Origin of the sequence: uncultured Maribacter sp. (genome assembly GCF_963974015.1) — a bacterium.
Lineage (GTDB): Bacteria > Bacteroidota > Bacteroidia > Flavobacteriales > Flavobacteriaceae > Maribacter.
On record NZ_CAXBBZ010000001.1, the window covers coordinates 96259 to 122218 of the forward strand.

24 protein-coding genes are annotated in these 25960 nt (G+C 35.7%); 8 read left to right on the forward strand and 16 right to left on the reverse strand.

Going from position 1 to position 25960, the window contains the following annotated elements; translation table 11 throughout:
* Nucleotides 1-55: 55 nt before the first annotated feature.
* From AACZ41_RS00355 to AACZ41_RS00370, 4 genes are all read right to left on the reverse strand, one after another.
* The gene (locus AACZ41_RS00355; protein ID WP_339625328.1) at nucleotides 56-2491 is read right to left on the reverse strand and encodes an ABC transporter permease; all 2436 of its coding nucleotides are present in this window, start codon (nucleotides 2489-2491) and stop codon (nucleotides 56-58) included.
* Nucleotides 2492-2597: 106 nt separating this feature from the next.
* Entirely contained in the window at nucleotides 2598-3293 is a 696-nt protein-coding gene (locus AACZ41_RS00360) for an ABC transporter ATP-binding protein (protein ID WP_091620775.1), read from the reverse strand.
* 64 nt (nucleotides 3294-3357) lie between these two features.
* A complete protein-coding gene (locus AACZ41_RS00365) occupies nucleotides 3358-4608 on the reverse strand; it encodes an efflux RND transporter periplasmic adaptor subunit (RefSeq protein WP_339625332.1) in 1251 nt (416 codons plus the stop codon).
* 17 nt (nucleotides 4609-4625) lie between these two features.
* On the reverse strand, nucleotides 4626-5972 hold the full coding sequence (locus AACZ41_RS00370; RefSeq protein ID WP_339625334.1) for a TolC family protein: 1347 nt from the start codon (nucleotides 5970-5972) through the stop codon (nucleotides 4626-4628).
* 201 nt (nucleotides 5973-6173) lie between these two features.
* Here AACZ41_RS00370 and AACZ41_RS00375 point away from each other — a divergent pair, with 201 nt between their 5' ends.
* A complete protein-coding gene (locus AACZ41_RS00375) occupies nucleotides 6174-7538 on the forward strand; it encodes a sigma-54 dependent transcriptional regulator (protein WP_339625336.1) in 1365 nt (454 codons plus the stop codon).
* The gene (locus tag AACZ41_RS00380) at nucleotides 7538-8884 is read left to right on the forward strand and encodes an ATP-binding protein (RefSeq protein ID WP_339625338.1); all 1347 of its coding nucleotides are present in this window, start codon (nucleotides 7538-7540) and stop codon (nucleotides 8882-8884) included. The genes AACZ41_RS00375 and AACZ41_RS00380 overlap by 1 nt, the downstream gene beginning before the upstream one ends.
* A gap of 2 nt (nucleotides 8885-8886) precedes the next feature.
* On the opposite strand, the gene AACZ41_RS00385 is transcribed toward AACZ41_RS00380, so the two are convergent.
* Genes AACZ41_RS00385 through AACZ41_RS00405 form a run of 5 tightly spaced genes read right to left on the reverse strand, consistent with a single transcriptional unit; the run spans nucleotide 8887 to nucleotide 12354 of the window.
* Nucleotides 8887-9231 carry an MGMT family protein gene (locus AACZ41_RS00385; protein WP_339625340.1) on the reverse strand — a complete coding sequence of 115 codons (345 nt, stop codon included), beginning with the start codon at nucleotides 9229-9231 and terminating at the stop codon, nucleotides 8887-8889.
* A gap of 13 nt (nucleotides 9232-9244) precedes the next feature.
* Nucleotides 9245-9871 carry a LysE family transporter gene (locus tag AACZ41_RS00390; RefSeq protein WP_339625342.1) on the reverse strand — a complete coding sequence of 209 codons (627 nt, stop codon included), beginning with the start codon at nucleotides 9869-9871 and terminating at the stop codon, nucleotides 9245-9247.
* Between the two features lie 4 nt (nucleotides 9872-9875).
* The gene (gene trmB / locus AACZ41_RS00395; RefSeq protein ID WP_339625344.1) at nucleotides 9876-10544 is read right to left on the reverse strand and encodes a tRNA (guanosine(46)-N7)-methyltransferase TrmB; all 669 of its coding nucleotides are present in this window, start codon (nucleotides 10542-10544) and stop codon (nucleotides 9876-9878) included.
* Between the two features lie 52 nt (nucleotides 10545-10596).
* Entirely contained in the window at nucleotides 10597-11667 is a 1071-nt protein-coding gene (locus AACZ41_RS00400; protein WP_339625346.1) for an ATP-binding protein, read from the reverse strand.
* Nucleotides 11668-12354 carry a response regulator transcription factor gene (locus AACZ41_RS00405; protein WP_339625348.1) on the reverse strand — a complete coding sequence of 229 codons (687 nt, stop codon included), beginning with the start codon at nucleotides 12352-12354 and terminating at the stop codon, nucleotides 11668-11670. It abuts the gene before it with no gap.
* Nucleotides 12355-12537: 183 nt separating this feature from the next.
* Here AACZ41_RS00405 and AACZ41_RS00410 point away from each other — a divergent pair, with 183 nt between their 5' ends.
* The 5 genes from AACZ41_RS00410 (at nucleotide 12538) to AACZ41_RS00430 (ending at nucleotide 19408) form a co-directional block, all read left to right on the forward strand.
* A complete protein-coding gene (locus tag AACZ41_RS00410; protein WP_339625350.1) occupies nucleotides 12538-15345 on the forward strand; it encodes a TonB-dependent receptor in 2808 nt (935 codons plus the stop codon).
* Between the two features lie 22 nt (nucleotides 15346-15367).
* A complete protein-coding gene (locus AACZ41_RS00415; protein ID WP_339625352.1) occupies nucleotides 15368-17392 on the forward strand; it encodes a hypothetical protein in 2025 nt (674 codons plus the stop codon).
* Nucleotides 17393-17541: 149 nt separating this feature from the next.
* Nucleotides 17542-17850: a T9SS type A sorting domain-containing protein gene (locus AACZ41_RS00420; RefSeq protein WP_339625354.1), complete on the forward strand. Its 309-nt coding sequence runs from the start codon at nucleotides 17542-17544 to the stop codon at nucleotides 17848-17850.
* Nucleotides 17851-18029: 179 nt separating this feature from the next.
* Nucleotides 18030-18353: a T9SS type A sorting domain-containing protein gene (locus tag AACZ41_RS00425; RefSeq protein ID WP_339625355.1), complete on the forward strand. Its 324-nt coding sequence runs from the start codon at nucleotides 18030-18032 to the stop codon at nucleotides 18351-18353.
* Between the two features lie 77 nt (nucleotides 18354-18430).
* Complete coding sequence (locus tag AACZ41_RS00430; RefSeq protein WP_339625357.1) at nucleotides 18431-19408, forward strand: acyl transferase; 978 nt, start codon at nucleotides 18431-18433, stop codon at nucleotides 19406-19408.
* A gap of 117 nt (nucleotides 19409-19525) precedes the next feature.
* Here AACZ41_RS00430 and AACZ41_RS00435 read toward each other — a convergent pair whose 3' ends face one another.
* From AACZ41_RS00435 to tyrS, 4 genes are all read right to left on the reverse strand, one after another.
* Nucleotides 19526-19687, reverse strand: a complete 162-nt coding sequence (locus tag AACZ41_RS00435) for a hypothetical protein (protein WP_339625359.1) — start codon at nucleotides 19685-19687, stop codon at nucleotides 19526-19528.
* A 234-nt stretch (nucleotides 19688-19921) separates the two neighbouring features.
* Nucleotides 19922-20371: a hypothetical protein gene (locus AACZ41_RS00440; RefSeq protein WP_339625361.1), complete on the reverse strand. Its 450-nt coding sequence runs from the start codon at nucleotides 20369-20371 to the stop codon at nucleotides 19922-19924.
* Between the two features lie 167 nt (nucleotides 20372-20538).
* On the reverse strand, nucleotides 20539-20925 hold the full coding sequence (locus tag AACZ41_RS00445) for a hypothetical protein (protein ID WP_339625363.1): 387 nt from the start codon (nucleotides 20923-20925) through the stop codon (nucleotides 20539-20541).
* A gap of 49 nt (nucleotides 20926-20974) precedes the next feature.
* The gene (gene tyrS, locus AACZ41_RS00450) at nucleotides 20975-22267 is read right to left on the reverse strand and encodes a tyrosine--tRNA ligase (RefSeq protein WP_339625364.1); all 1293 of its coding nucleotides are present in this window, start codon (nucleotides 22265-22267) and stop codon (nucleotides 20975-20977) included.
* Nucleotides 22268-22371: 104 nt separating this feature from the next.
* Here tyrS and AACZ41_RS00455 point away from each other — a divergent pair, with 104 nt between their 5' ends.
* The gene (locus AACZ41_RS00455; protein WP_339625366.1) at nucleotides 22372-23379 is read left to right on the forward strand and encodes an NAD-dependent epimerase/dehydratase family protein; all 1008 of its coding nucleotides are present in this window, start codon (nucleotides 22372-22374) and stop codon (nucleotides 23377-23379) included.
* Here the strand turns inward: AACZ41_RS00455 and AACZ41_RS00460 are convergent.
* The 3 genes from AACZ41_RS00460 to AACZ41_RS00470 are packed head-to-tail and all read right to left on the reverse strand — an operon-like array spanning nucleotide 23376 to nucleotide 25863.
* A complete protein-coding gene (locus AACZ41_RS00460; RefSeq protein WP_339625369.1) occupies nucleotides 23376-23798 on the reverse strand; it encodes a DUF4296 domain-containing protein in 423 nt (140 codons plus the stop codon). The genes AACZ41_RS00455 and AACZ41_RS00460 overlap by 4 nt on opposite strands.
* Nucleotides 23795-25132, reverse strand: coding sequence for a dihydroorotase (locus tag AACZ41_RS00465; protein WP_339625371.1), 1338 nt, complete (start codon nucleotides 25130-25132; stop codon nucleotides 23795-23797). Before AACZ41_RS00465 ends, AACZ41_RS00460 begins: the two co-directional genes overlap by 4 nt.
* A 2-nt stretch (nucleotides 25133-25134) precedes the next feature.
* Entirely contained in the window at nucleotides 25135-25863 is a 729-nt protein-coding gene (locus AACZ41_RS00470; RefSeq protein ID WP_339625373.1) for a polyprenol monophosphomannose synthase, read from the reverse strand.
* Nucleotides 25864-25960 lie beyond the last annotated feature (97 nt).

The following is a 25960-nucleotide window of genomic DNA, read 5'->3' on the forward strand; positions in this document are numbered from 1 at the left end:
GGTTCTCGTTTTTTGATGATTGATGATTCTGCTACATTAGACATAAATTGATGAATTATTCTGAACGTAAACTTTTGACCGGATTTACAATTGCCGCTTTTATACTTTGATAACTTACCGTTAGCACAGAAATTAAAATCGCCAAGAATGCAGCCAGAAGAAAAACCCACCAAGGAATGTTTATTCGATATGTAAAATCTTCTAACCACTTGTTCATCACAAACCAGCCCAGTGGTAAAGAAATTAAAATAGCAATACCTACCAGCTTTAAGAAATCTATTGTAAGCCTCATGGATATTTGACTAACACTCGCACCCAAAACCTTACGTACCCCAATTTCTTTAATTCGCTTTTCTGCATTAAATGCAGCCAAACCAAAGAGACCCAAACAGGCAATTAACAGGGAAAGGACGGTGAAGATGATGAAAATATTACCTAATCTTCGCTCACTTTGATAGGTATTATTAAAGGCATCCTCCATAAAATAGTAATCAAAGGGCTCACCAGGCACAATGGTATTCCAAACACCTTCTATTCGTGCAATGGCGTTAGAGAAATCACCTGCCTGTATTTTTACGGCCAAAGCGTAGGCTCTGTCTCCTAACCTAAGACTTACTGCATCGATTTCTTCTTTTAACGAAGCAATATGAAAATCTTTAACAACACCGATTATGGTAAAATACTCTGGATTATTTGAGTCAAAATTGGGGGTATATCGTTTGCCGAGAGCTTCTTTCGGGCTTAATTTCATTATTCTTACCGCGGCTTCATTGATTATAATAGTCGTAGAATCATTTCCGAAATTTTTATCAAAACCACGGCCAGCTACCAATTCAAAATCCATGGTCGAAACATAGTCATAGTCAACCGCCCATGTCTGCATGCTTACCGCATTCTCTTGATTGGTACCTCCTTCTTCAGGACTAAAAGTAGAATCACTTCGGCTAGAAGGCGTCGGAAAAAAACTACTTAATGTCGCATCTTTTACAAAGCTCAATTGTTTCACCTGTTCTTTAAAAGAGTTGACCTTATCGCCTGCAGTATATACATCATTAATAATCAAGACCTGATCTTTAGAGAATCCTAGGTCCTTACCTTGTATATACTTTAACTGTTGGTAAACTACCAAAGTACTCACGATTAAAAAGACTGAAATGGCGAACTGAAATACAACTAGGGAATTTCTTATCGTTCCACCCCCAGCACTATTTCCACTGCCCCCTTTCAATACCTTAACAGGCATAAACCTCGACATAAAAAATGCGGGATAACCTCCTGCAAATAGACCTAAAATAACTACCGAACCTAAAAGGATGACCCAAAAAACCGGGCTACTAAAGGGTATGTACACATCTTTATTCGCAAGCTCATTAAAAAAAGGTAATGCAATAACAGCAAAAACCAGGGCGAGTACCAAGGAAAGAAAAGATATTAACCCAGACTCTACCAAAAACTGCCGTACCAAATCTATTTTATTTGACCCCAATGTTTTTCGTACACCAACTTCCTTTGCTCTTTTTAGAGAGTGCGCCGTAGAGAGATTCATAAAATTAACACTAGCTAAAACAATAAGAAATACTGCTATAAATGATAGAATATAAATACTTTGAATATCATTGTTAGCACTAATCTCGGCCACCCTATGTGATTTCAAATGAATATCGGTCATTGGCATCGTGCTATAAACCAAGTAGCTGCCAGATTCCTTTAACTGTTCTTCAGTTATACCCGGCATAAATTGTTGTACCCCAGGAATGACGTATTTACCTAAAAACCCACGTAATTGTACTTGTATATCGGCAGCTTTGACCGAGGGTATTAGTTTAATAAATGTCTGATAGTTATTACTGCCCCAATTAATCTCTTTGGCATCACCATTCCCTTCCATAGATTCAAAAACAGAATAATCTCTTAAGAAAGAATTCTGTGGAAAATCATCAATGACCCCAACTATGGTATAAGTCTCTTCATTATTAAGTACCAAATTTTGTCCTACCGCATTGCCAATCTCAAAATGTTTTTCAGCTGCCGTTTTAGTTAGCACTAAAGTATTTGGATTTTTTAAAGCCGTTTTTACATCGCCTGCTAATAATTCTATCCCGAACATTTCAAAAAAGCTAGGGTCAACAAAAGTGGTCTGCTCTTCTTTTACATTAGCTTGATCATTCGCCTTACGAACCAATGCACTGCCCCGAGTTCTAAACCTAGTGACCAACTCGATTTCAGTAAAATCATTTTTTAATGCAGCGGCCATGGGAGCTGGTGTTACAGCAAACTCACGTGCATCGCCACCAAATTTTATATCTGCATGAATTCTATGAATGCGATCGGCATCGTCAAACATTTTGTCATAACCCATTTCATCATAGATGTATAATGATATAAGTAATGCCCCAGCCATACCAATAGCTAGTCCGAATGTATTGAGAAATGTAAAAAAAGGTTGCTTTTTAAGACTTCTCCAAGCGATTTTGATATAGTTTTTAAACATGATTCTCGTTTTTGATTGATGACAATTTTATTATCCGTGATTAAGGGATAAGTTTGGTTGGTTTGGTCTGTTGGCTGATTACTTGTTGATTGATGAATAAACTCGGCTACATCATGGCTCCTATTGCCCTATTTTGGCTCTCGGTAACTACTTGACCATCAAATAGATTTACCACTCTATGGGCATAATGTGAATCTCTATCTGAGTGCGTAACCATTACTATGGTGGTTCCCTCTTGGTTTAATTCTGTTAACAGGTTCATTACCTCTATGCCGTTTTTAGAATCTAGGTTACCTGTAGGCTCATCTGCCAGAATCAATTTCGGATTCGTTACTACCGCTCGTGAAATAGCTACACGTTGTTGCTGACCACCCGATAATTGCTGAGGAAAATGCTTTTCTCTATGTGCAATTTTCATACGCTCCAAAACCTTCATTACTTTTTCTTTACGCTCCGCTTTGCCCATTTTCAAATAAATCAATGGCAGCTCTACATTTTCAAATACCGTAAGTTCATCTATTAAATTAAAGCTCTGAAACACGAAACCTAGATTTCCTTTTCTTAACTGTGTACGTTGACTTTCTTTTAAGCCCCCAACTTCGTTACCAGCGAAATTGTAACTACCATCGGTAGGGTTATCTAACATACCTATAATGTTTAGAAGGGTAGATTTACCGCAACCCGAAGGTCCCATTATCGCGACAAACTCACCATCCTCAACTTTTAGGTTAACGTTGTTCAATGCTAAGGTTTCTACTTCTTCTGTTCTAAAACTCTTTTTAAGATTCGTAATGGTTATCATTTTCGATTGATTTTAATTGTTATATAAAAGACAGCACTACACCGCCCCTTGTGACAGTTTGTTTCTATTTTAATACTATTCTTTCGGCCTCTCCAAAATTGTCATAGTTACTTGTAATTACTTTTTCACCCGCTTGCAAGCCTTCCAATACTTCATAGAATCTAGAGTTTTGTTTTCCTATACGGATATTTCTTTTAATGGCCTCGTCACCATTTGGTCCTACTACAAAAATCCATTGTCCTCCTGTGCTTTGAAAAAAGCTTCCTTTAGGTAATAAAAGTGCATCATTAGATTCTCCCAATTGCAATTTTATATTATAACTCTGACCTGATCGTATCGTTTCTGGTTTGTTATCTGTAAAAACCAAGTCTACCTTAAACCTTCCATTTCTTACTTCTGGATATACTTTTCTCAGCCGCAAAGGAAACTCTGTGCCGTTACGTTCTAAAACTGCCGTTAAATCTCTTTTTACACGATCAATATAATGCTCATCAATTTCAGCTTCAATCTTATAATCGGTCAATACATTTATCTGACCAATTCGCTGCCCTTGCGCTATATTCTGACCAATTTCAGCATCTAAAAATCCTAATTGACCATCGGCCGGGGCGCGCACATTTAAATGATCCAATCGTTGGTATACCATGCCTAAAGTTTTCTGCATTCGGTCCAAATCGGTATCCAATCCTTTCAATGACGTTTCACGCAGTTCATCATCTTGTACGGTCTGTACTTTTATAATTTCATACTGCTTTTGAGATAGCTCATAATTTTCCTTCGAAAGTTGATAGACTTCTTTAGATATTAGCTCATCATCATACAAGGCCTTATTTTGCTCATAATTTCGCTTCAGACGCTGCAAATCGGTACTTGCCGTTGCCAATGATTTTCTACCTTCTACCTGTCTTGAATCGAAATTCATCTTGGTCGACCGCAAATCGTTTTGCTTCAATGCCAAATTACTTTCGCTTGCCAAAATTTGTTCATACAAGTTCATGTTTTCTAACTTAAGAATGATGTCTCCTTTTTTGACAATAGCACCTTCTTCTATTAATTTTTCACTAACGCGACCACCTTCATAGGCATCCATATAAATAGTGGCAATAGGAGCAACATTCCCATTAATGGTAATGTAATCATCAAACTTACCAGCTGTTATATCGGCAATGGACAGTTTGTCCTTTTCGGTCCTAAAGGTTGAAACAGAACTCCCGAACAAAAGTTTATATCCGACAAATAAGATTAATAAACCTATTGCGATGTACCCATAATGCTTGGGCCTTAATCCTTTTTTCTTTTCTAATTTTATATCCATCTTTCGTGTTACTCTTTCTAGTTTATATTAAATACCGGTAATCCTCTGTAAAAATCTAAAGTACTTTTATTGATTTCTGAACGAAGCTTAACCTGTAAATTTTCATTTTGCGCACTGGCGAATAAATTTTTTGCAGTAAACAATTCAAGCGCATTGATCATACCTTTTTCATAGCGTTTTTGAGCAATCGTGAATGCTAAGTTTTGCGCCACCATTTTTTGATTACTTTGTACCAATTCTACTAAAAGTGAATTATAGTCTTGCACCAATTGCTGTATAGCCTGAAAAAGCACTTGTTCTTGTGTCTTTAAATTATTTTCTGCCCTAAGCCGTTCAATTTTTGATTGTTTCACCCTAGATCTTGCAGACCACCCGTTACTTATAGGAACATTTAAATTAATACCTACATATTGTGAGGTGTTATCTCTAAACTGCTCTCTAAAAGGTAATGTATTGCCCAATGTATCTCGTGTAGTCTCGAAATAGCCAGTACCCACACCCGCAAATAGTGATAGTGACGGATAAAGTCTTCCCCTTGAAATTGCCACTTGCTTTTTCGCTGCCTTCGCTCTTAATTCTTGCGCCTTTATTAAAGGTAAAAATTCTCGTGCCTCATCGTAAATTGAATCTGATTTTAGCTCGTTATTCTTATGCACCTCTGCTATGGTACCCAAATCTTCTTGAATTGAAATATCTGAAGTATTCTCTAAATTCATTTCTTGAATCAGTGTAAGTTTGGCACTGGCCAATTGATTATTGCTCTGGGTAACGTTCAACTTATCTGTCAATAATAAAGATTCCGCTTCATACAAATCGGCACCAGCTTTCAGCCCTAATTCTATCTGCTTTTCAACTAAATTATAATTCGATTGCGAAACAGATAACTGTTCTTTTGAAATGGCTACCAGCCCCTTAAAAAATTGAATATCATAAAAAGCCTGCATAACCCTAAATGCCAACAAATACTTTTGTTGCAAAACTTCTTCTTGAGTCGCCTTATATAAAAACTTTGATGCTTTAATGGAATTGATTTTCTGAAATCCTTGAAACAAATCGATCGACGATTCTATCGAATAGTTATTTGAATAAAAATCTTGATTAACGAATGTTCCTGTATTTGGATCTTCAGCTCTACCAAAACTGATATTATAATTGCCACTTGCATTTACAGATGGTAATAAATTTCGGATAGACTGTCTATAGGTCTCCTTATTAGATTGGTTGGTATATTCAACATCATTAAGCTGTAAATTATACTCTAAGGCAAATGTCACACACTCTTCTAATGTCCACGTTTCTTGAGCAAAGATGGAACCACAAATGGTTAAGAGTAAAATAGTTGTTATTTTAATTTTTTGATTCATTTCTATATTGGTATGCCATACTCATTACTACATATATGCCAAGATTACAACTATCTGTTTATCAGTAATTTATACTTTTAAAAGAAATTCAAAATTAAGGATACTGTAAAAATGTTGTACAGATATTGTAAAATATTTTGACACTGTGTTGAAAATACAATCTTCTATGTGTAGTTTTAAATACGTTAATTGATTTCTCAAATGATCGAAGCAAAAATATTAGTAGTAGATGATACCAAAAGTGTTCTGAGCGCTTTGGAAATCTTATTACAGTTCGAATATAAAAGTGTTCAAACCATTTCAAATCCCAATCTTCTTACGTCATTTCCAAATCTCAAAGAAATTGATATCATATTATTGGATATGAATTTTTCAGCAGGAGTGAACACTGGTAACGAGGGTCTTTATTGGTTGCGAGAAATAAAAAAGAAAGCACCGCATATTTCTGTAATAATGATGACCGCATATGGTGCTATTGAACTTGCAGTAGAAGCGTTAAAAGAAGGTGCGACAGATTTTATATTAAAGCCTTGGAATAATGAACGCCTATTAACAACGGTTAAATCTGCTTACGAACTTCGAAAGTCACAAAAAGAAGTACGTCATTTAAAACAGAAAGAGAGCAACCTGAAACAGGTTATTAATCAGAATAAGAATTATATCATCGGCAATTCTAAAGCCTTGAACAGTGTTCTTAGTCTTGTACAAAAAGTTGCCAAAACAGATGTCAATATTTTGGTGACGGGAGAAAACGGAACAGGAAAAGAATTGATTGCCAGAGAATTGCATAAATCATCGGTTAGAAATAATGAGGTTTTTATTTCTGTGGATATGGGTTCTATTTCTGAAAATTTATTTGAAAGTGAACTTTTCGGACATGTAAAAGGTTCCTTTACCGACGCAAAAGAAGATCGCGCAGGTAAGTTTGAAGCTGCAAATGGTGGAACTTTATTTTTAGATGAAATAGGAAACCTTTCTTTACAAATGCAGGCCAAATTATTATCGGTCATTCAAAATAGGGTAGTAGTTCGTGTGGGATCCAATAAAACCATACCTGTAGATATTCGGTTAATCTGTGCTACCAATTGTAATTTAGACCAAATGGTAGCAGATGGTTTATTTAGGGAAGATCTTTTATATAGAATAAATACTATTCAAATTGAAGTGCCGGCTCTTAGAGACCGTGACGGAGATGTTTTGATTTTGTCTGATTTCTTCCTGAAAAAATTTGCCCAGAAATATGGAAAGCCGAGTTTAAAAATTAACCAATCTGCCCAAGAAAAATTAATGGAATATGCTTGGCCTGGCAATATTAGGGAACTTTTACATACAATGGAGCGTGCTGTTATTCTATCTGAAGGAAATGTTTTAAAACCGACAGATTTTCTATTGGAAACCAAAACCTCTTTTTCTGTAGAAGACGAACCCAAAACTTTAGAGGAAATGGAACTTCTTATGATTACAAAGGCTTTGAACGAAAATGAGGGTAATTACAGTGCAGCCGCTGAACAACTTGGTATTTCAAGACAGACGCTTTATAACAAACTTAAAAAACCAGGCAAATAATGGTCAGCAAAAGTATTTACTACCAACTTATTTTCCGAATTATACTAATTGCAGTTTGCGCTCTTTTAGTAGCTTTTCTATTATTTAAGGAGCATTATATTCTTTGTGGCATATTCAGCGTCGTATTTATTGGATTATCGTATAGCTTGGTGTTTTTTGTTAATCAAACCAATAGAAAAATTGCCTATTTCTTTGATGCCATAAAAAATGAGGATTTTACCTTACGTTTTCCAGAAAAACTAAGTGTTAAATCTTTGGAAGAGCTTAACCATAGTCTGAATATGTTGAACACCATGATTCAAGATATTCATTTAAAAAAACAAGCTCAAGAACAGTATTACCAAGAGATTCTTCGGCAGGCAGATATTGGCATCTTTACCATTAATGAGAAAGGACATATTTTATATGCTAACCCAACTGTACAAAACCTATTAAACTACAGGCCTCTTAACCATGTAAAACAATTAAAGCAAATAGACCCCATTCTATACAGCCTTTTTGAATCTTTAGAGCCTTTTAAAAGCACATTATATTCTTTAGGGAACGAACGAGGGAAAAAAGAACTGACGCTAAAGTGCACCCCTATTACCATAGAGGAAAAAAAACTATTACTCGTAATCGTACATGATATTCAAAAAGAACTTGATGATAAAGAAACCGATTCTTGGGTGAAATTGATACGTGTTCTTACACATGAAATCATGAACACCATTACTCCTATTACCTCAATATCCGAGTCTATTCTAAAATATTTTAAAAAAGGAAATGAATTGGCTACGGCTGAAGAGTTTGGGGAAATACAGATTAAGAATACCGCAAAAGGTCTCGAGGTTATCAAAGAGCAAGGCAATGATTTGATGAGTTTTGTACAGTCTTACCGAACTTTTCTAAGCGTTCCCGAACCTGACAGAGAATTGATTCAAGCCAAAAAGTTTCTAGAAAAGGTAAGATTGCTTTTACAAGAGTATACCAATGCTCATAACATTACCCTAGAAGTTACTTGTGAACCTGAGGATTTAGAACTTTATATCGATGAAAAACAGCTTACACAAATATTACTGAACTTAGGTAAAAATGCCCAGCAAGCTATTGAAGAACAAGACGAGGGTAGCATAATCATAAAAGCAGGCATTGACCAACAAGAAAAAAAATATATTACGGTTACCGATAATGGTCCAGGAATTTCAACTGAACTTTTAGATGAGATTTTTGTACCCTTTTTCACCACCAAAAACACAGGAACAGGAATAGGATTAAGTCTAAGCAAACAGATTATGCGTTTACACGGTGGTTCTATACGGGTAGTTTCTAATGACACAACCACATTTACCCTAACCTTTGAGTAATTTTAAATATCAGCTTGTAGTTCTTTAAAGGGATCCCAAAAATATTTTTCGAGATTTACTATTTGAAGGTCTCTTACTATAACACCCTCACTTTCTAAAAGTTGTTGCATTAAATTGGTACCATCAAAATGATGCTTTCCGGTAAGGAGTCCGGCTTTATTGACTACTCTATGTGCAGGTATATCTTCCATATTATGGGAGGCATTCATGGCCCAACCTACCATTCTTGCACTTCGGGCAGCACCTAAATACTTTGCTATTGCACCATATGAGGTTACACGACCTTCGGGAATTAATCTGGCCACCTGATAGACCCTTTCAAAGAAATTTTCATTTTCAGGTTTCATAGGCATCCAAACTTTAATTAAATAATCTAAAGCATGTAATAATGAAAAGAAGCACCATTAAAGCACTTAAAATATAATTACTGTTTTTTGAAAATGCATTTGTTTTATGTTCCATCCTATTAAAATAGAACACATATAGGTACATGGCCAAAAAAGTTCCGCTACCCGCCGCAATTATAAATATAATTTCGTCAGTTATTTTATAGCTCATTAACTCCTGAGTATGAAATACGGTATTTAAGCCGCTATAAAAAGGTATGGCCAACAAATTGATAAGCGCCAAAAAGACTCCTTTAGAAAAGCTTTTACGTTTCTTTGCTTCTATGACTACAAACGGTTCTCTATGTTGCTTTTTTGCCTTAATAAAAAAGTAAATTGCCAATATAAAAAACAGGACTAAGGCTACTTGTAATAAAACCTCTATAAAATGTTGATTTCTAGAAATGTATTTAGCGATACGAACAGCAAGATAAGTTTGCATCATAACAGCAAACGCAACGCCTAAACCAAAAATAACTCCATTTGCTTTGCCCTTCTCAACTCCAGTTTTGGCTGCATTTAAATTGAGCAACCCAGGTGGCAATGAAGCAAAAAAAGCAGCCCCAAAAGTGAAAACAAATAAAGTTGCTAATTGTTGCATTGAATCAGTTTACCTTGAACTTAATAAAGGTAATAGGTTTTCCCTTTTCAAGATACTGATTTTCATAGAAAGTCTGTATTTCAAGTACTTCTTGAGGACTCCCTTCATTCTTGTATACATCATGATTGGCGTAAATAACCTCTAAACCAAGACCATGAAGCAAGCCTAAGGTGTACCCATGCATAAACTCACTATCAGTTTTTAAGTTCACTGTTCCATTTGGTTTTAAAACCTGTCTGTAACGCTTTAAAAACTCTTGGTTTGTCATTCGGTGCTTAGTACGCTTATACTTAATTTGAGGGTCTGGAAAAGTTATCCAAATTTCAGACACCTCTTGCTCACCAAAAATATAGTCTACCAATTCAATTTGCGTACGTATAAAAGTTACATTAGTTAAATTCTCTTCAATGGCTAATTTAGCACCTTTCCAAAAACGTGCACCTTTAATATCAATACCAATAAAATTTTTGTTTGGAAATCTTTTCGCCAACCCTACGGTATATTCGCCTTTACCGCAACCTAATTCTAGAACAATTGGGTTATTGTTTTTAAAATGGGTATCCCATTTACCTTTTAGCGGAAATCCCCCTACAACCTCCTCTCGACTTGGCTGTATAACATTCGGAAAAGTTTCATTTTCCTGAAATCGTTTTAATTTATTTTTACTTCCCACAATTATGAATTCTAAACTTCGGCAAAGCTAATAAAAAAGAGAGGCTTAGCGATTATTGAACTTCTTCAATTTGAATTGTACTTTTTTCAAGGGTAAAAGAAAACTCTGAGCCTACATCAACCGCACTTTCTACATAAATTTTTTCTCCGTGGGCTTCAATAATATGTTTTACAATTGCCAAACCTAAGCCAGAACCACCTTCGCGTCTACTACCACTTTGGTCAACCCTATAAAAGCGTTCAAAAAGTCTAGGTATATGTACTGCTGGTATACCTTCCCCATTATCAGTTACCCTAACGATTATCTTATTCTTTACTAAATTTTCAACACTTACTTCAGTTGTCCCATTTTCGTTACCATACTTAATGGAATTCACCAACAAATTGGTAAGCACCTGTTGTATTTTTTCTTTGTCGGCATACACAAAAATCGGTTTAGGGTAAACAATGTCAAAAGTGAGGGTGATGTTCTTTTTGGCTGCCTTCATTTCTAAAAGGTCGAATACACTCTGAATCAACTCTATGATATTAAAAGACTTCTTCTCTAAATTAAGATCACCAACCTCAAGTTTAGTGATCAGATCTAAATCTTTAACGATATAGATTAGACGGTCGACAGCTTTATTGGCACGAATCAGGTATTTCTTGCGAACATTTTTATCTTCCATGGCACCATCTAAAAGGGTTTCTATATAGCCTTGAACAGTAAAAAGAGGTGTTTTTAATTCATGGGAAACATTGCCCAAGAAGTCTTTTCGATATTCTTCCCTAATTTTCAGCGTATCTATTTCTATTTTCTTGTCTTTGGCAAATTTTTCAATCTCAGCGGTCAATGTTCTCATATCGGTCGTAACCGGATATGAGGGAATAGTACTAGATTCAAGCAGCTCAACATCGTCGTAGATTTGTTTAATTCTCTTATAAATGAATTTTTCTATTCTTAATTGCAGTGTAATAAAGGACGTTATAAAAAATAGAATCGCCGCCGAAACTAATATACCGAAATTTAAAGTGCTAAAACGCCATTGCAAAATGGTCAACAGTGAAATACCGATAACAACTATGTATATAGAAGAACGAAATGCAAAACGATATGATCTTTTTGAACGTAGAGTTGCGGCCATCTATAGAACAAACTTATATCCTACTCCCTTTACCGTTTTAAAATGGTCTTCTCCTATTTTTTCTCGAAGCTTTCTAATATGTACGTCAATCGTACGACCACCAACAACAACTTCATTACCCCAAACCTTATCAAGAATCACTTCTCGTTTAAAAACCTTACTAGGTTTAGAGGTCAAAAGTGCAAGAAGTTCAAATTCTTTTCTTGGTAAAATAATTTCTTTACCTTTTTTTATGATTTTGTATTCTTCTCTGTTGATTACAATATCTCCTACCTGAACAATATCTTCTTGGGCATTTTCCTCGTTTTTAAGTCGTCTTAAAAGAGCATTCACCTTACTTACCAATACTTTTGGCTTTATAGGCTTTGTAATATAGTCATCAGCGCCTGCGTCAAAACCAGCTACTTGGGAATAATCTTCCCCCCTGGCTGTTAAAAAAGTGATAATAGTATTTTCCATACCTGGGGTTCTTCTTAAAATTTCGCAGGCCTCAATTCCATCCATCTCTGGCATCATCACATCTAAGATAATCAAATGAGGTAATTTCTTTTTTGCTTTTGCTACTCCGTCCGCACCGTTTTTAGCGGTATACACATCATAACCTTCAGCAGAAAGATTGTAAGCTACAATCTCTAGGATATCTGGTTCATCATCAACTAAAAGTATCCTAATGTCCTTCTTTTTCATGGTTTTAAAATTGATTGATTCACTCAAAAGTAAAGATAATACTATTACAGAAATGTCAGTTAACATTGATTTAATGTAGTAACGTTAAGGTAACACTAAGAAAATAAATGTTTAACATGGATCTAACTCGGCCTTTACAACAACTAGCGTCCTTTGCGGCGGATTTAAGAATCAATATATCTAATGAACAAATTACTACTTTTTACATTCCTTTTTATCTCTATTAATGCTAGTGCTCAAGACACTGGAAGCATTGTTGGGAAACTTACTGACAAAGAAGTTAACGATGAACCTTTGGCATTCGCCAATGTTTTATTAAAAGGTACCACTAAAGGAACCACATCAGATTTTGATGGATTATACGAAATATCAAATATCGAACCTGGAACGTATACCGTTTCATATAGTTATTTAGGATATGAAACTGTAGAAATACAAGCCGTAGAGGTGGTTGCTGGAAAAGTAACTACCATTAATGTACCATTGAGCGCATCTGAAGGTGTTTCTTTAGATGAAGTAACTGTTACAACTGTTGCTCGAAAAGATTCTGAAACTGCCTTGTTGCTAGATCAAAAACGAGCTATAGAAATTAAAGAAAGTATTGGCGCCCAACAATTAGCAAAAATAGGTGTGTCGGATGTAGCTACAGCAACAACAAAAATCTCAGGAGTTTCTAGCAGTGAAGCTTCGGGCGATGTTTTTGTAAGAGGTTTAGGTGACCGTTACCTAAGTACAACATTAAATGGTTTACCCGTTCCTTCTGATGACGTTGAAAAGAAAAACATTGATTTGGGTCTTTTCCCAACACGTGTAATTCAAAATGTAAGTGTAAGCAAAACCTATTCTGCTCTGTCATCAGCCGATCAAGCATCTGGAAACATCAATATATCTTCTCGAGAATTACAAGGTTCAGAAGAATTAAGTGTTTCTATTCGATCAGGGGTCAACACAAATGTAGCTAAGAGTGGAGTTTTTGATAATTTCAGAGTGTCTCCTAATCAACGAAATGTAGATTTTGGATTTTTTGACCAGAATGCTTCTACAAGAGATCTAATTACCATTCAAGGATGGAACCCTAAAGTTCAAAGTACTCCTATTAATTATACCTATTCAATAGCTGCCGGAAAGCGAATTAAAGAAAAACTTTCTGCATTCATTACTGCATCTCAATCTGAATCATATGAATACGGACAAGGTCTTTTTAGACAATTTCGGTCAAACTTCGTTGATGATACTATCACAGATGCTACAGTATATAGCAAGAAAGTAACTACAAGTGGGTTGTTAGACCTTACCTACTTTATCAATGAAAAGAACAAATTAAAGTCTAGTACTTTCTTTGTAAATAAATTGACTGATGAAGTTTATGAAGGCGGTAGAAATGGTGAAGGGACTATTTTTGAAGAAACCGACCCGGTAGAAGGACTTTCACAATTTGTTCGTGACCAAAATATTAAACAGACAAGATTATTAGTTTCTCAACTTTTGGGAACACACAAACTTGGGGAAAAGAATTCTTTAGAATGGGCTGGTGGATACAACCTAGTTAATGCAAATGAACCTAATAGAATTAGAAATGAAGTCAATTTTGACTCTAATGGAACTTTAGTGCAATTAGGACGTACAGGAGGATTTCAGCAAAGAAAGTCAAAACAACTTATTACTGACAATGAATTCAATGGATATTTAAAAGATGTAATCGAAGTTGTAAAAGACGAGGATAATGAAAACTCCTTTAAAATAGAACTTGGGGTAAACTATAGAAATAAAAAAAGAGATTTTGAATCACTTTTTGTAGGTGTTGAAGAAACGAGTACCAATGCTATAAATCCTGTGGACATTGACAATATCGGTTCTATTTTTCAAGCATCAAATTTCGTTAGTGGCGTTTTAGAGTTAAATGAACTTCAAACAGATTTCTATAATGGAAAGTTAACCTCACAAGCTGCATTTGCAGATTTTAATGTTGGTTTAAAAAAATGGAATTTTAATGCCGGTCTTCGTTTTCAAAAAGATGACCTAAGAGTAACCTATGATGTTGGTAACGTTCCAGGGAGAATTGGCGAGGCGAATAAAAACTATAACAATGTTTATCCTAGTTTAAATGTTAAGTATAGTTTAAATGATAATCAAGCGTTACGCCTAGCCGTAAGCAATACTATTACACTGCCTGAGTTCAAAGAAGTTTCTCCTTTTGAATATGTATCACAAACAGGACAAGTCACTAGAGGTAATCCAGATTTAGATGCATCTAAAGATATCAATTACGACCTAAAATGGGAGTACTTTCCTTCCAATGGTCAACTTATATCCCTAGCCGGTTTTTATAAAGAAATCAAAGATCCAATAAACAAAGTACAGGATCGTGGTTCTGCCGGTGTATTCTCTTATTTTAATTCTGGAGACAAAGGTGAGGTGTACGGCTTTGAACTAGAGTCTAAAGTAGATTTAGTAAAAGTTAACGACGAAGGTGAAACACCTAAAGGCATAAACCTTGATCTTAATTTAAATGCTACTAGAATGTGGCATTCACAAGACCTAAAAGAGGTTCGTGATGCCGACGGAAACTTTATAAGAACATTTCGTTACAAAGGCTTAACACAAACGGGTTTACAGGGCGCTTCTGACTGGATCGTTAACACAAGCTTAAACTTTTCAACACCTTCAGACAATCCCTTTTCCGCATCTTTGACTGCGAATTATGCTTCTGACAAGATATACGCTCTTGGGGCCCCAGAGGTACAAAGTCAAAGCGAAACATTCTATAATGATGCAATTATTGAAAAAGGATTTGTGGTTTTCGATGCCACCTTAACAAAAGAGTTAGGCGAACATTGGACCGTGCGTTTTTTAGGTAGAAACTTATTGAATCCAGATATTAAAAGAACTCAATTAGTAAAGCCTAGCACAACCAATGTAGAAACAGATGAAATAGTACGCTCCTATACTAGCGGGACTACTCTTAGTTTAGGATTGAATTACAGCTTTTAAAAACTAAAATGAAAAAACTAAAATGAAAAAATTTATTAAAATTTCGATGATATTCGCCGCAGTATGTGCTCTTATGATGGCTAGCTGTAGTGGTGACGATAATGATGGAGGTGATCCAATACCAGATGCAACTTGTACCGATGGTAAGCAAAACGGTGATGAAACCGGTGTTGATTGTGGTGGTACTTCGTGTAATACTTGCCCGCCATTAGAAAGTACAGATCTTAACGGAAGTTTAGCAGAGGACAGAACTTTAGATAGTTCAAAAGAATATTCTTTAACTGGAACTTTTAGTGTTGAATCTGGTGCAACTTTGACGATACCCGCCGGCACTAAAATTGTTTCACAAGCTGGGACAGATAAATATATTGTAGTTCAAAAAGGTGGAATGATCGATATTCAAGGTACTGCTTCTGCCCCTGTAACAATGACTTCTTCTAACGAATCTCCAGGTGACTGGGGTGGTTTGGTTATCGCAGGTAACGCAACCACAACAGAAGGTGTCGATGCTACAGCTGAGGTTGGTGGTGTTAAGTATGGTGGATCTGTTGATACTGACAATTCAGGATCTATTGAATACTTAATAATCAACTATGCAGGTGCTCAAATAAATGCTGAATCACAATATAATGGTCTTACATTATATGCAGTTGGCTCAGGAACAACCATTGAAAATGTGGCCATGTTAAATGGTACTGACGATGGAGTTGAATTTTTTGGTGGAACCGTGAGCGTAACCAACATGTATTTAGAAAACAACGAAGATGATGCTGTTGACTGGACAGAAGGTTGGAACGGTACTATTACGAATACATATGTGCTACATAGCGAAGAAGGATTCTCAACTGCTGCTGAAGGCGATGGCATCAACAACAATCCTACCTTTACCAATTTTACTGCTGTTTCATCGGTTGGTGGTACTGCATTACAATTTAAAAAGGAATCAGGCGCAACAATTACCGGTTTATCATTAGCAGGTTATGAAACCACAATTGACATGAAAGACAATGGTCCATTATCTAATATAAAAATTGATGGTATAGATGCCGATCCAGCTAATACATATATTGCTGCCCCATCTGTAGATATCGCAATTTTTGCTTGGGTTAATTCAAATACAGAAGTTACCACAAGTATTTTATCAGGTAGTATTTCTTCTGATCTTACATTGGATGCTGCTGTAACCTACTATTTAAGTAGCACTTTTAGTGTAAATTCAGGAGCAAAACTAACCATACCAGCAGGTACAAAATTGATTGCAGATGTTGAATCAGGTGATGCAACCCAAACGTATTTAGTTGTTCAAAAAGGAGCTCAAATAGATATTCAAGGTACCGAGAGTAATCCAGTTATCATGACTTCTACCGGAGAAAGCCCTGGAGATTGGGGAGGTTTGGTAATTGCAGGCAATGCAATTACTACAGAAGGAGTTGATGCTGTAGCTGAAGTAGGTGGTATACTTTATGGTGGCAATGATGATGCTGATTCTTCTGGATCGATCAACTACCTGGTAATCAATTATGCAGGTGCTCAAATCAATGCCGAGTCGCAATATAACGGTCTAACCTTATACTCCGTTGGTTCTGGAACTACCATCGAAAATGTTGCAATTCTTAACGGTAAGGACGATGGTGTTGAATTTTTTGGCGGAACCGTAAGTGTTACCAATTACTATGCTGAAAATAACGAAGATGATGCTGTGGATTGGACAGAAGGATGGAGTGGTACTCTTACCGATGCCTATCTTTTGCATTCTAGTACTGGATTTTCAACCGCATTGGAAGGTGATGGTTTGAACAACAATCCAAAATTTGTTAATCTAACAGCAATCTCAACGGTAGACGGTACAGCTCTTCAGTTTAAAAAAGAATCTGGTGCTACCATTACCAATCTTTATTTAGAAGGTTATGCTACACTTATAGACATGAAAGATAACGGTGCTTTGGCAAATGTTCAAATTGATGGTGCAGCTGCTACAACAGCCGGACCATACAATACAGGTACACAAGTAGATGTTACTTCTTTTGCATGGGCAACAGGAAACTAAATAAATAGTATATTGAATTAAGGAAAAGCCCGCAAATTTCGGGCTTTTTTGCATTTCATCGAAAAATTTAAAAGATTAGGCCTACCACCTTGACTTTCAGGAATCAATATACCTATATTTGTGGTATACGATTTGTATTGTAGTAGCGTATGAAGCACCTTTACCTAATCATCTTTTTTCTTTTCATCTCCTTTAGCTATGGGCAAAGTACCAAAAGCAATGGAGACATCGATGGTTTAAGTATGTACCCAAACCCTGTTACTACTGGTAAAGTCTATATTTCTACAAATCTTAACGCACCCAAAGAAATTTTCATCTACGATGTTTTTGGTACTTTACTACTAAAAACGACCATATTGGGCAAAGAACTGAATCTATCCGATTTAGATGCTGGTGTGTATGTATTACGTGTTTTTGAAAAAGACAAAATGTCTACTCGAAAACTAATCGTTAAGTAGCCTATTACTCATTTACCTTACCTCTCAATTACTTTGTAGCATCCGGTTAAATACATATATTTCCGATGAATGGCCGCACGTATCATATTGACCTACAAAATCTTAGCTTTCACAACATTTTCAGGTCTCCAGTTTAGCTTATAAGTACCTTTATCTCGTTGATCCCAAATCAATTAGAAATGAAGAAAATCTACTTTTTGCTATTTATGGTTCTATCTATTGGTATTTATGCCCAAGACACTATAGATATCAATAACCTACGTAAAAATGAAATTGCCGGATTTAAATTGTATCCGAACCCTGCATTTGCAGATGTCATCTATGTTACCACAGAAAAGAACAACTTAAAAGAGGTTAGAATCTATGACGTATTTGGCGAATTGGTACTAACCGATAGATTATCGAGCAAAGCAATGAACATTTCACGGTTGTCACCTGGCGTTTACGTTGTTCAAGTAACTGAGAACGATAAATCGATTACTCGAAAATTGGTCGTAAAATAATACCCCTTTTTAAAATTTGGTTACCAAACCATTAAAATAAATTGGTTCAGTACCTTTGCTTCAACCTGAAAAAATTCATGGAGCAAAATGCTATTTTTGATATACGTACAGAGAATGAATTTCTAATTCAAGCACTGCTTATTTTTAAGTTTCAATACGTAAATAACAGTGTTTACCGTACTTTTTGCGAATACTTAAATGTTGACCCCACTACAGTCAAATCTTTAGAGCAAATACCATTTTTACCCATAGAGTTTTTTAAATCGAAAATTGTTGTAAGTTCCACCAAGCCTGAAGAAATTATTTTTACAAGCAGCGGAACAACTGGCAATGCAACCAGCAAGCATTTCGTTACAGACCTTAGCCTATACGAACAAAGTTATAGAAAGGCTTTTAACCAATTTTACGGAGATATTAAAGACTATTGTGTGGTTGCCCTTTTGCCTTCTTATTTAGAACGTACCGGCTCTTCCCTGATTTATATGGTAGAAGATTTGATTAAAAAATCCAATCACCCTAAAAGCGGATTTTTTTTAAACGAATATGCGCAGCTATATCAACTTTTACTTGAACTTCAAAAAACGGAAACCAAAATTTTAATCATTGGCGTTTCCTTTGCCTTATTAGAGTTTACCGAACAATATCAGCTGTCACTAAGGAATACCATAGTTATGGAGACCGGCGGTATGAAAGGTCGCCGTAAAGAGATTGTACGACAAGAATTACATCAATTGCTAACTGCTGGTTTTGGAGTTAACGAAATACATTCGGAATATGGTATGACTGAATTACTATCTCAAGGATATTCTAAAGGAAACGGAATATTCGATTGCCCTACTTGGATGAAGATTTTGGTTCGCGACACCGAAGACCCCCTTACCTTTCAAAAAAAGGGTAAAACAGGCGGAGTTAATGTTATCGATCTAGCCAATATTAATTCTTGCTCGTTTATTGCTACACAAGATTTAGGGAAAATTAATGACGATGGTACTTTTGAAATCATCGGAAGATTTGATAATTCTGATATAAGAGGCTGTAATTTAATGGTTCTTTAGTTTTTACTAAGCTTAAATCTAACCCCGGTCCATGACAGGCTTGCCGGTACTAGAGATTTTAGTAGCCGACTTGTAAACCAACAATTCATTCACCCCATCTCCACAATTACCTACCAATTATTCACCAGATTCAAAAGATAAGAGTAAATACTGTTCTGAATCATTTTCAAATTCTACAACCTCAAAAGTACCATTGGCTTCTGTGATTATTTCATCTCTCGCTCTAGATTTCACGAATGTACCAGCAGGACTGAACATATAATATTCCTGCCAAGCCATGTCATCACCAGTAGTCTCTGAATCCTAATAGTTCCCTGTCATTTGAATCAATTCCCATTATTGTTCAGTTAACACAAATTCGGTTGACTCCAACCCAAAGTAATCTTCATTAGAACATGACAGTACCAATAACAATACTAGAATAAAAGCAGTAATTTTTTTCATAATACGAAGATTAAAACCTATTATGAAGGTACAATAAGACCAAAACGTTGCGTTTAATTGCACCGAAATCTAAAGCCCTAATATCTTAGCGTCAACAAAAAATATTGAATTCACTTCTAATTCATGATCTGAACTCATTAGTTCATCGGTAACCGTATTTAAGCGTAAACTAAATTCATCTTTCTTAATGTATTCTCTCAAATCTGCATCTGACGTATTTAGTGTAATTCTATTTCCTACATTTTCTGGTACTTCATTTAATGCCGCTATTTGAATTTCCTCTAATCCATCCGCAGAAATAAATACTTCTATAGAATTTAGGAAGCTAAAATCAGCAGTATCTGGTGATATAAGAACTAATTCCAATTCCGTTAAACTTATTTCTTCAATAAGGTCTTTTCTAGTGTCGTTTATTGCAAACTTAGACTCTGAATTCGTCTCCATTTCGGGAGTAAAAATATCAAAAGGTAAATTTATACCTACCGAAGAAGGAATAGTCGCTCGTTGGCTATATTCCATATCAAACTTGGTTAATTCATCTAGCTTATCACAACTTACAAATAGCGTAACTAGGCAAAATATCGAAAAACATCTATTAAACATAACGTGGGGGTTTAACCATGTAAACGTATTATTGGCTTTAATATTTCTTAATAAAGCTCATTACATGATAAATACATTAATCTTCACTTTTTAAAAAGAAAAGTAACCTCGTCATCTGCAATTTCAGGACTATCTTGAAAGGTCAATGTTAACAATGAACCTTCAACATCAAAACGATATACCGAGTTATCTGAAAAGCCTAATCGGTCTCCTTGACCACCATAAAAATGTTCGCCGGTTTCCCTAAAAAAAGCATACTCTCCGTCATGGGTTACCTTCACCAAATCTCTATCTGTGTCAAATACAACTTTGGTGAGGGTAAAATCTGTATCTGGTTCAAAACTACAATAACACACCACTTGTGAGAGTACCCATTCACCTTCTAAAGCAGCATCTGCAATAGCAGGTTCACCTTCTGGATCACACGCCAAAAAAAATAATGGCAAAACAACCAAAAATCTAAACTTCATATCTAAACCCTTCAAATAGGATTTTTCAATGCGGTGATGTTTGCTTATTCTAGCTAAAAACTAATACAAAATAGTTTTTCTTACCACGTTGTAGTAACACAAACTTATCATTAATCAAATCATCGGCAGTAATTAAAAAGTCTTCCTTTACCTTCTCTTTATTTACTGAAATGGAATTTTGCTTTAACTCTCTTCTAGCTTCACCATTAGAGCCTAAAAACTTGGTTTTTGCAGCTAATGCCCCTATCATATCCAAACCATCGGCTAATTCAGATTTAGAAAGTTCAGCTTGTGGTACACCTTCAAAAATCTCCAAGAATGTTTTTTCGTTCAATCCTTTCAAATCCGATGCTGTAGACTTACCGAATAAAATTTCACTGGCACGCACCGCATTATCCAAATCATCTTGAGAATGAACCATTACGGTAACCTCATCTGCCAATCGTTTCTGTAACAATCGTAAATGCGGGGCTTCTTTATGCTGTTTCGTTAAATCTTCTATTTCTTGCTGACCTAAAAACGTAAATATCTTAATATATTTTTCGGCATCCTCATCCGAAGTATTCAACCAATATTGGTAGAATTTATATGGAGAGGTTCGTTCGGCATCAAGCCAAATATTTCCGCCTTCGGTCTTACCGAATTTGGTACCATCGGCCTTAGTAATTAACGGACAGGTAAGCGCATAACCTTTACCGCCCGCAATTCTCCGAATTAATTCAGTACCCGTAGTAATATTACCCCATTGGTCGCTACCTCCCATTTGAAGGCTGCAATTATATTCTCTGTATAAATGAAGAAAGTCATACCCTTGCACCAATTGATACGTAAATTCAGTAAAAGACATACCCTCTTTTGCTTCCGCAGAAAGTCGTTTTTTTACAGAATCTTTAGACATCATATAATTGACGGTTATGTGTTTACCCACATCCCTAATGAAATCCAAAAAAGAGAAATTCTTCATCCAGTCGTAATTATTGACCAAAACCGCTGCATTTTCACCATCAACCGTAAAATCTAGAAAACGAGATAACTGCTCCTTCAATGCATTCTCATTATGTCGTAAAGTTTTTTCATCAAGTAAATTACGTTCTGCAGACTTACCCGATGGATCACCTATCATACCCGTAGCACCGCCAATAAGCGCATATGGCTTATGACCCGACAATTGAAAGTGGCGTAACATCATTACACCAACCAAATGACCAATATGTAAAGAATCTGCCGTTGGGTCAATACCCACATAAGCCGATTGCATCTCTTCTAATAAATGTTCTTCTGTACCTGGCATTGCATCATGTAACATTCCGCGCCATTGTAACTCCTTGACAAAATTTGTCATCTCTTCCTTTATTTTAATTGAATTGCAAATATAAATGGAATTCTTGCCAGAACACAGTAGATTAAAGCAGGAATTTATCCACCTGTATTTCCTAAATTTGAAGCATGGTATTAGTTACGGGAGGCACAGGATTAGTGGGGTCACATTTGTTGCTGAAATTAGTCAATGATAATATTGAGGTTCGTGCGCTTTATAGAACTAATGAAAAACTAGAACAGGTCAAAAAAATATTTGGCTATTACTCCCCAAATGCAAAAACACTCTTTAAAAAAATTAATTGGGTAAAAGGAGATATTTTAGACATACCTTCTTTAGAATCAGCTTTTATACAAGTAACCTACGTATATCATTGTGCAGCTTATATATCTTTTAATCCGTCAGATTTTAAATTATTAGAACGGATAAATAGAGAAGGAACGGCCAACATTGTAAATATGTGTATTGCAGTAGGTGTTAAGAAATTATGCCACATAAGTACTATTGGCACCATAGGTCGACCCATTTCAAATGAAAAAGCTACGGAAGAAACAGAATGGAGCAGGCAAAACGCAAACCCGTATGCAATCACCAAACATCTCGCAGAAATGGAAGTTTGGCGCGGCGCCCAAGAACAGCTGCAAATAGTTATCGTTAATCCCGGAGTTATTTTAGGACCGGGCTTTTGGGAAAATGGTAGTGGTACATTTTTTAAGACAGCATTTAAAGGGTATCCATTTTATCCTCCAGGAGGTTCAGGCTTTATTACTGTCTCTGATGTAACCCGTTCAATGGTCGATCTTATGAATTCGAAAATTACAGGAGAACGTTTTATTTTGGTTGCCAAAAATCTATCTTTTAAAGAAATATTGAGACATATAGCCTCTACGATGGGAAAGAAAGCACCTAACAAAGAACTAAAAATGTGGCAACTTCAATTAGGGAAATTTGGTGACCAAATAAGGAACATCGTTACAGGAAAAGCTAGAAGGATAACGAATAGTACAATTTACGGTCTACAGCACCCTACCAAATTCGACAATTCGAAATTAAAAAACGCATTAAAATTTGAGTTTGAGCCGTTAGAAGAAATAATAACATTTTCTGCTAAACTATTTACTGAAGAACACTCTTAGAGGGAATCAGTAACCTTGTCAATTACTTTTAAATCTTTCTTTGATGTTTTTTTCAAAAGGCTAATACTATCCTTTTCTTTTTTCATTGCCTCTAATTGTATGCGCTGATTTTCCAACTTGGCTTCAACATCTTTATACATCGTTTCATATAACAATGGTTTTGACGCATAATAGCGATCGCTATCTACAAACTGAGCACTGTCAATCTCAAATTTTTCGAATATATAGGAAGTTGGCTCAATACCGTTATCTTTTAATTTACCAATATTGGTTCCTTTTGCAGCATTGACAATAGCCATTTCCTTAAAAATTAATACCATTTTGTCTTGAGGTATTAAATTCTCAGGCTTCTCAATCAACTCTTCTGCACATGAAAAAAGCAACAACATAACTAACATGACACTTAAACTATACCTCATGGTCTATTAAAAGTTAGTCTTTTAGCATTTCTAGTTTCCGAGAATTCACCGTTGGTATATCCTAAGTGTCCGTTTATGAAAGTATGAACTACTTTTGTAGAAAAGGTGACATCTTCAAATGGAGACCATTTACATTTATAAGCAATATTCTCTTTCGTAACTGTCCACGAGTTATTCAAATCGACCACAACCAAATCGGCGTAATACCCTTCACGAATAAATCCTCTTTTCTTAATCTGAAATAATATCGCTGGATTATGACACATTTTCTGTACAATTTTCTCCAACCTTATTCTACCTTCTTTCACCTTTTCTAACATAGCCGGAAGCGCATGCTGCACTAACGGTCCGCCAGATGGTGCTTTCGTATATACATTGTTTTTCTCTTCTAATAAATGAGGAGCATGATCTGTTGCAATGACATCAATTCTATCATCTAATAAGGCATCCCACAATTGTTCTCGGTCTTTTGGAGTCTTCACGGCAGGGTTCCATTTAATTAAGGTTCCTTTATCAGCATAATCAGCATCTGAAAACCACAAATGGTGAATACACACCTCAGCAGTTATCTTCTTTTGTTCTAACGGAATGTCATTTCGAAATAAATTAGTCTCCTTACCCGTCGACACATGAAATACATGTAACCTAGCGCCGGTTTTCTTTGCTAAGGCAATTGCCCGAGATGATGACAGAAAACACGCTTCTTCACTTCTAATAATTGGATGATACTTTATTGGAATATCATCTCCGTACTGTTCTTTGTATTTGGCCAGGTTCTCACGAATAGTAGTTTCATCTTCGCAATGTGTAGATATCACCATTTCTGTATTACTGAAAATACTCTCTATCACCTTCTCGTCATCTACCAACATATTGCCTGTTGATGATCCTAGAAATAATTTGATACCTGAACATGCATTCTTATCCAGTCTTTTTAATTCTTCAAGATTATCATTGGTACCACCAAATAGAAATGAATAATTTGCAAAAGCTGAATTCGCAGCCATTGCAAACTTTTCTTCAAGTTTTTCCAATGTAGTTGTTTGTGGCGTTGTGTTTGGCTGCTCCATAAAAGTAGTTATACCACCTGCAAGCGCTGCCCTACTTTCTGTTGCTATAGTGCCCTTATGAGTAAGGCCCGGTTCTCTAAAATGAACTTGGTCATCGATAATACCAGGTAAAATGTGCATACCTTTTACATCAATTACCGTTGCATCGGCATCAGTAATATCTTTAGCTATTTTTACAATTAAATCATCTTCTATTAGAATATCATTCTCTTGAATGACTCCCTCATTAACAATAACACCGTTTTTTAATAGAATCTTACCCATAATTAAAATTTATTCCTTAGAAATAGACTTCTCATTTTCATTACAAAGACACCCCAAATTGCTTCACTTATTATTGAAGAACTCATTTTCGATTTACCCAAAACGCGATCTCTAAAAATAATGGAAACTTCTTCTATTTTAAACTTTTTCAAATAGGCTCTAAACTTCATTTCTATTTGAAAAGCATAGCCCACAAAACGAACAGAATCTAAATCAATAGCCTCCAATACCTCTCTTTTATAACATACAAAACCAGCGGTTGGATCATGCACCCGCATACCGGTAACAAGTTTAACATAGATTGAAGCACCGTAAGACAACAACACCCTATACAATGGCCAATTTACTACGTTCACTCCTTTTTTATATCTAGAACCTACAGCAACATCTGCACCATTTAAACAAGCCTTTTGCAGTCTAATCAAATCTGAAGGAGTATGAGAGAAATCCGCATCCATTTCAAAAATGTAGTCATAACCTTTCGCTATAGCCCACTTAAAACCATGAATGTAAGCCGTGCCTAGTCCTGATTTTTCAGTCCTTGTCTCTAAAAAAAGTTTTCCTTCAAATTCTCCTTGAAGTTTTTTTACACATTCGCCTGTTCTATCGGGAGAATTATCATCGACAATAAGAACATGAAATTCTTTCTGCAAATCAAACACTGCCCTAATAATGGCCTCAATATTCTCAATTTCGTTATAGGTAGGTATGATTACAATACTACTGGCCATATATCTTAAAAAAGTATTTCGACAAAAGTAAGGTTTTAAAGATCGTCTTAAAACGTGCTATAATACCTTTATGAAATTTTTAAACTATGTAACTAAC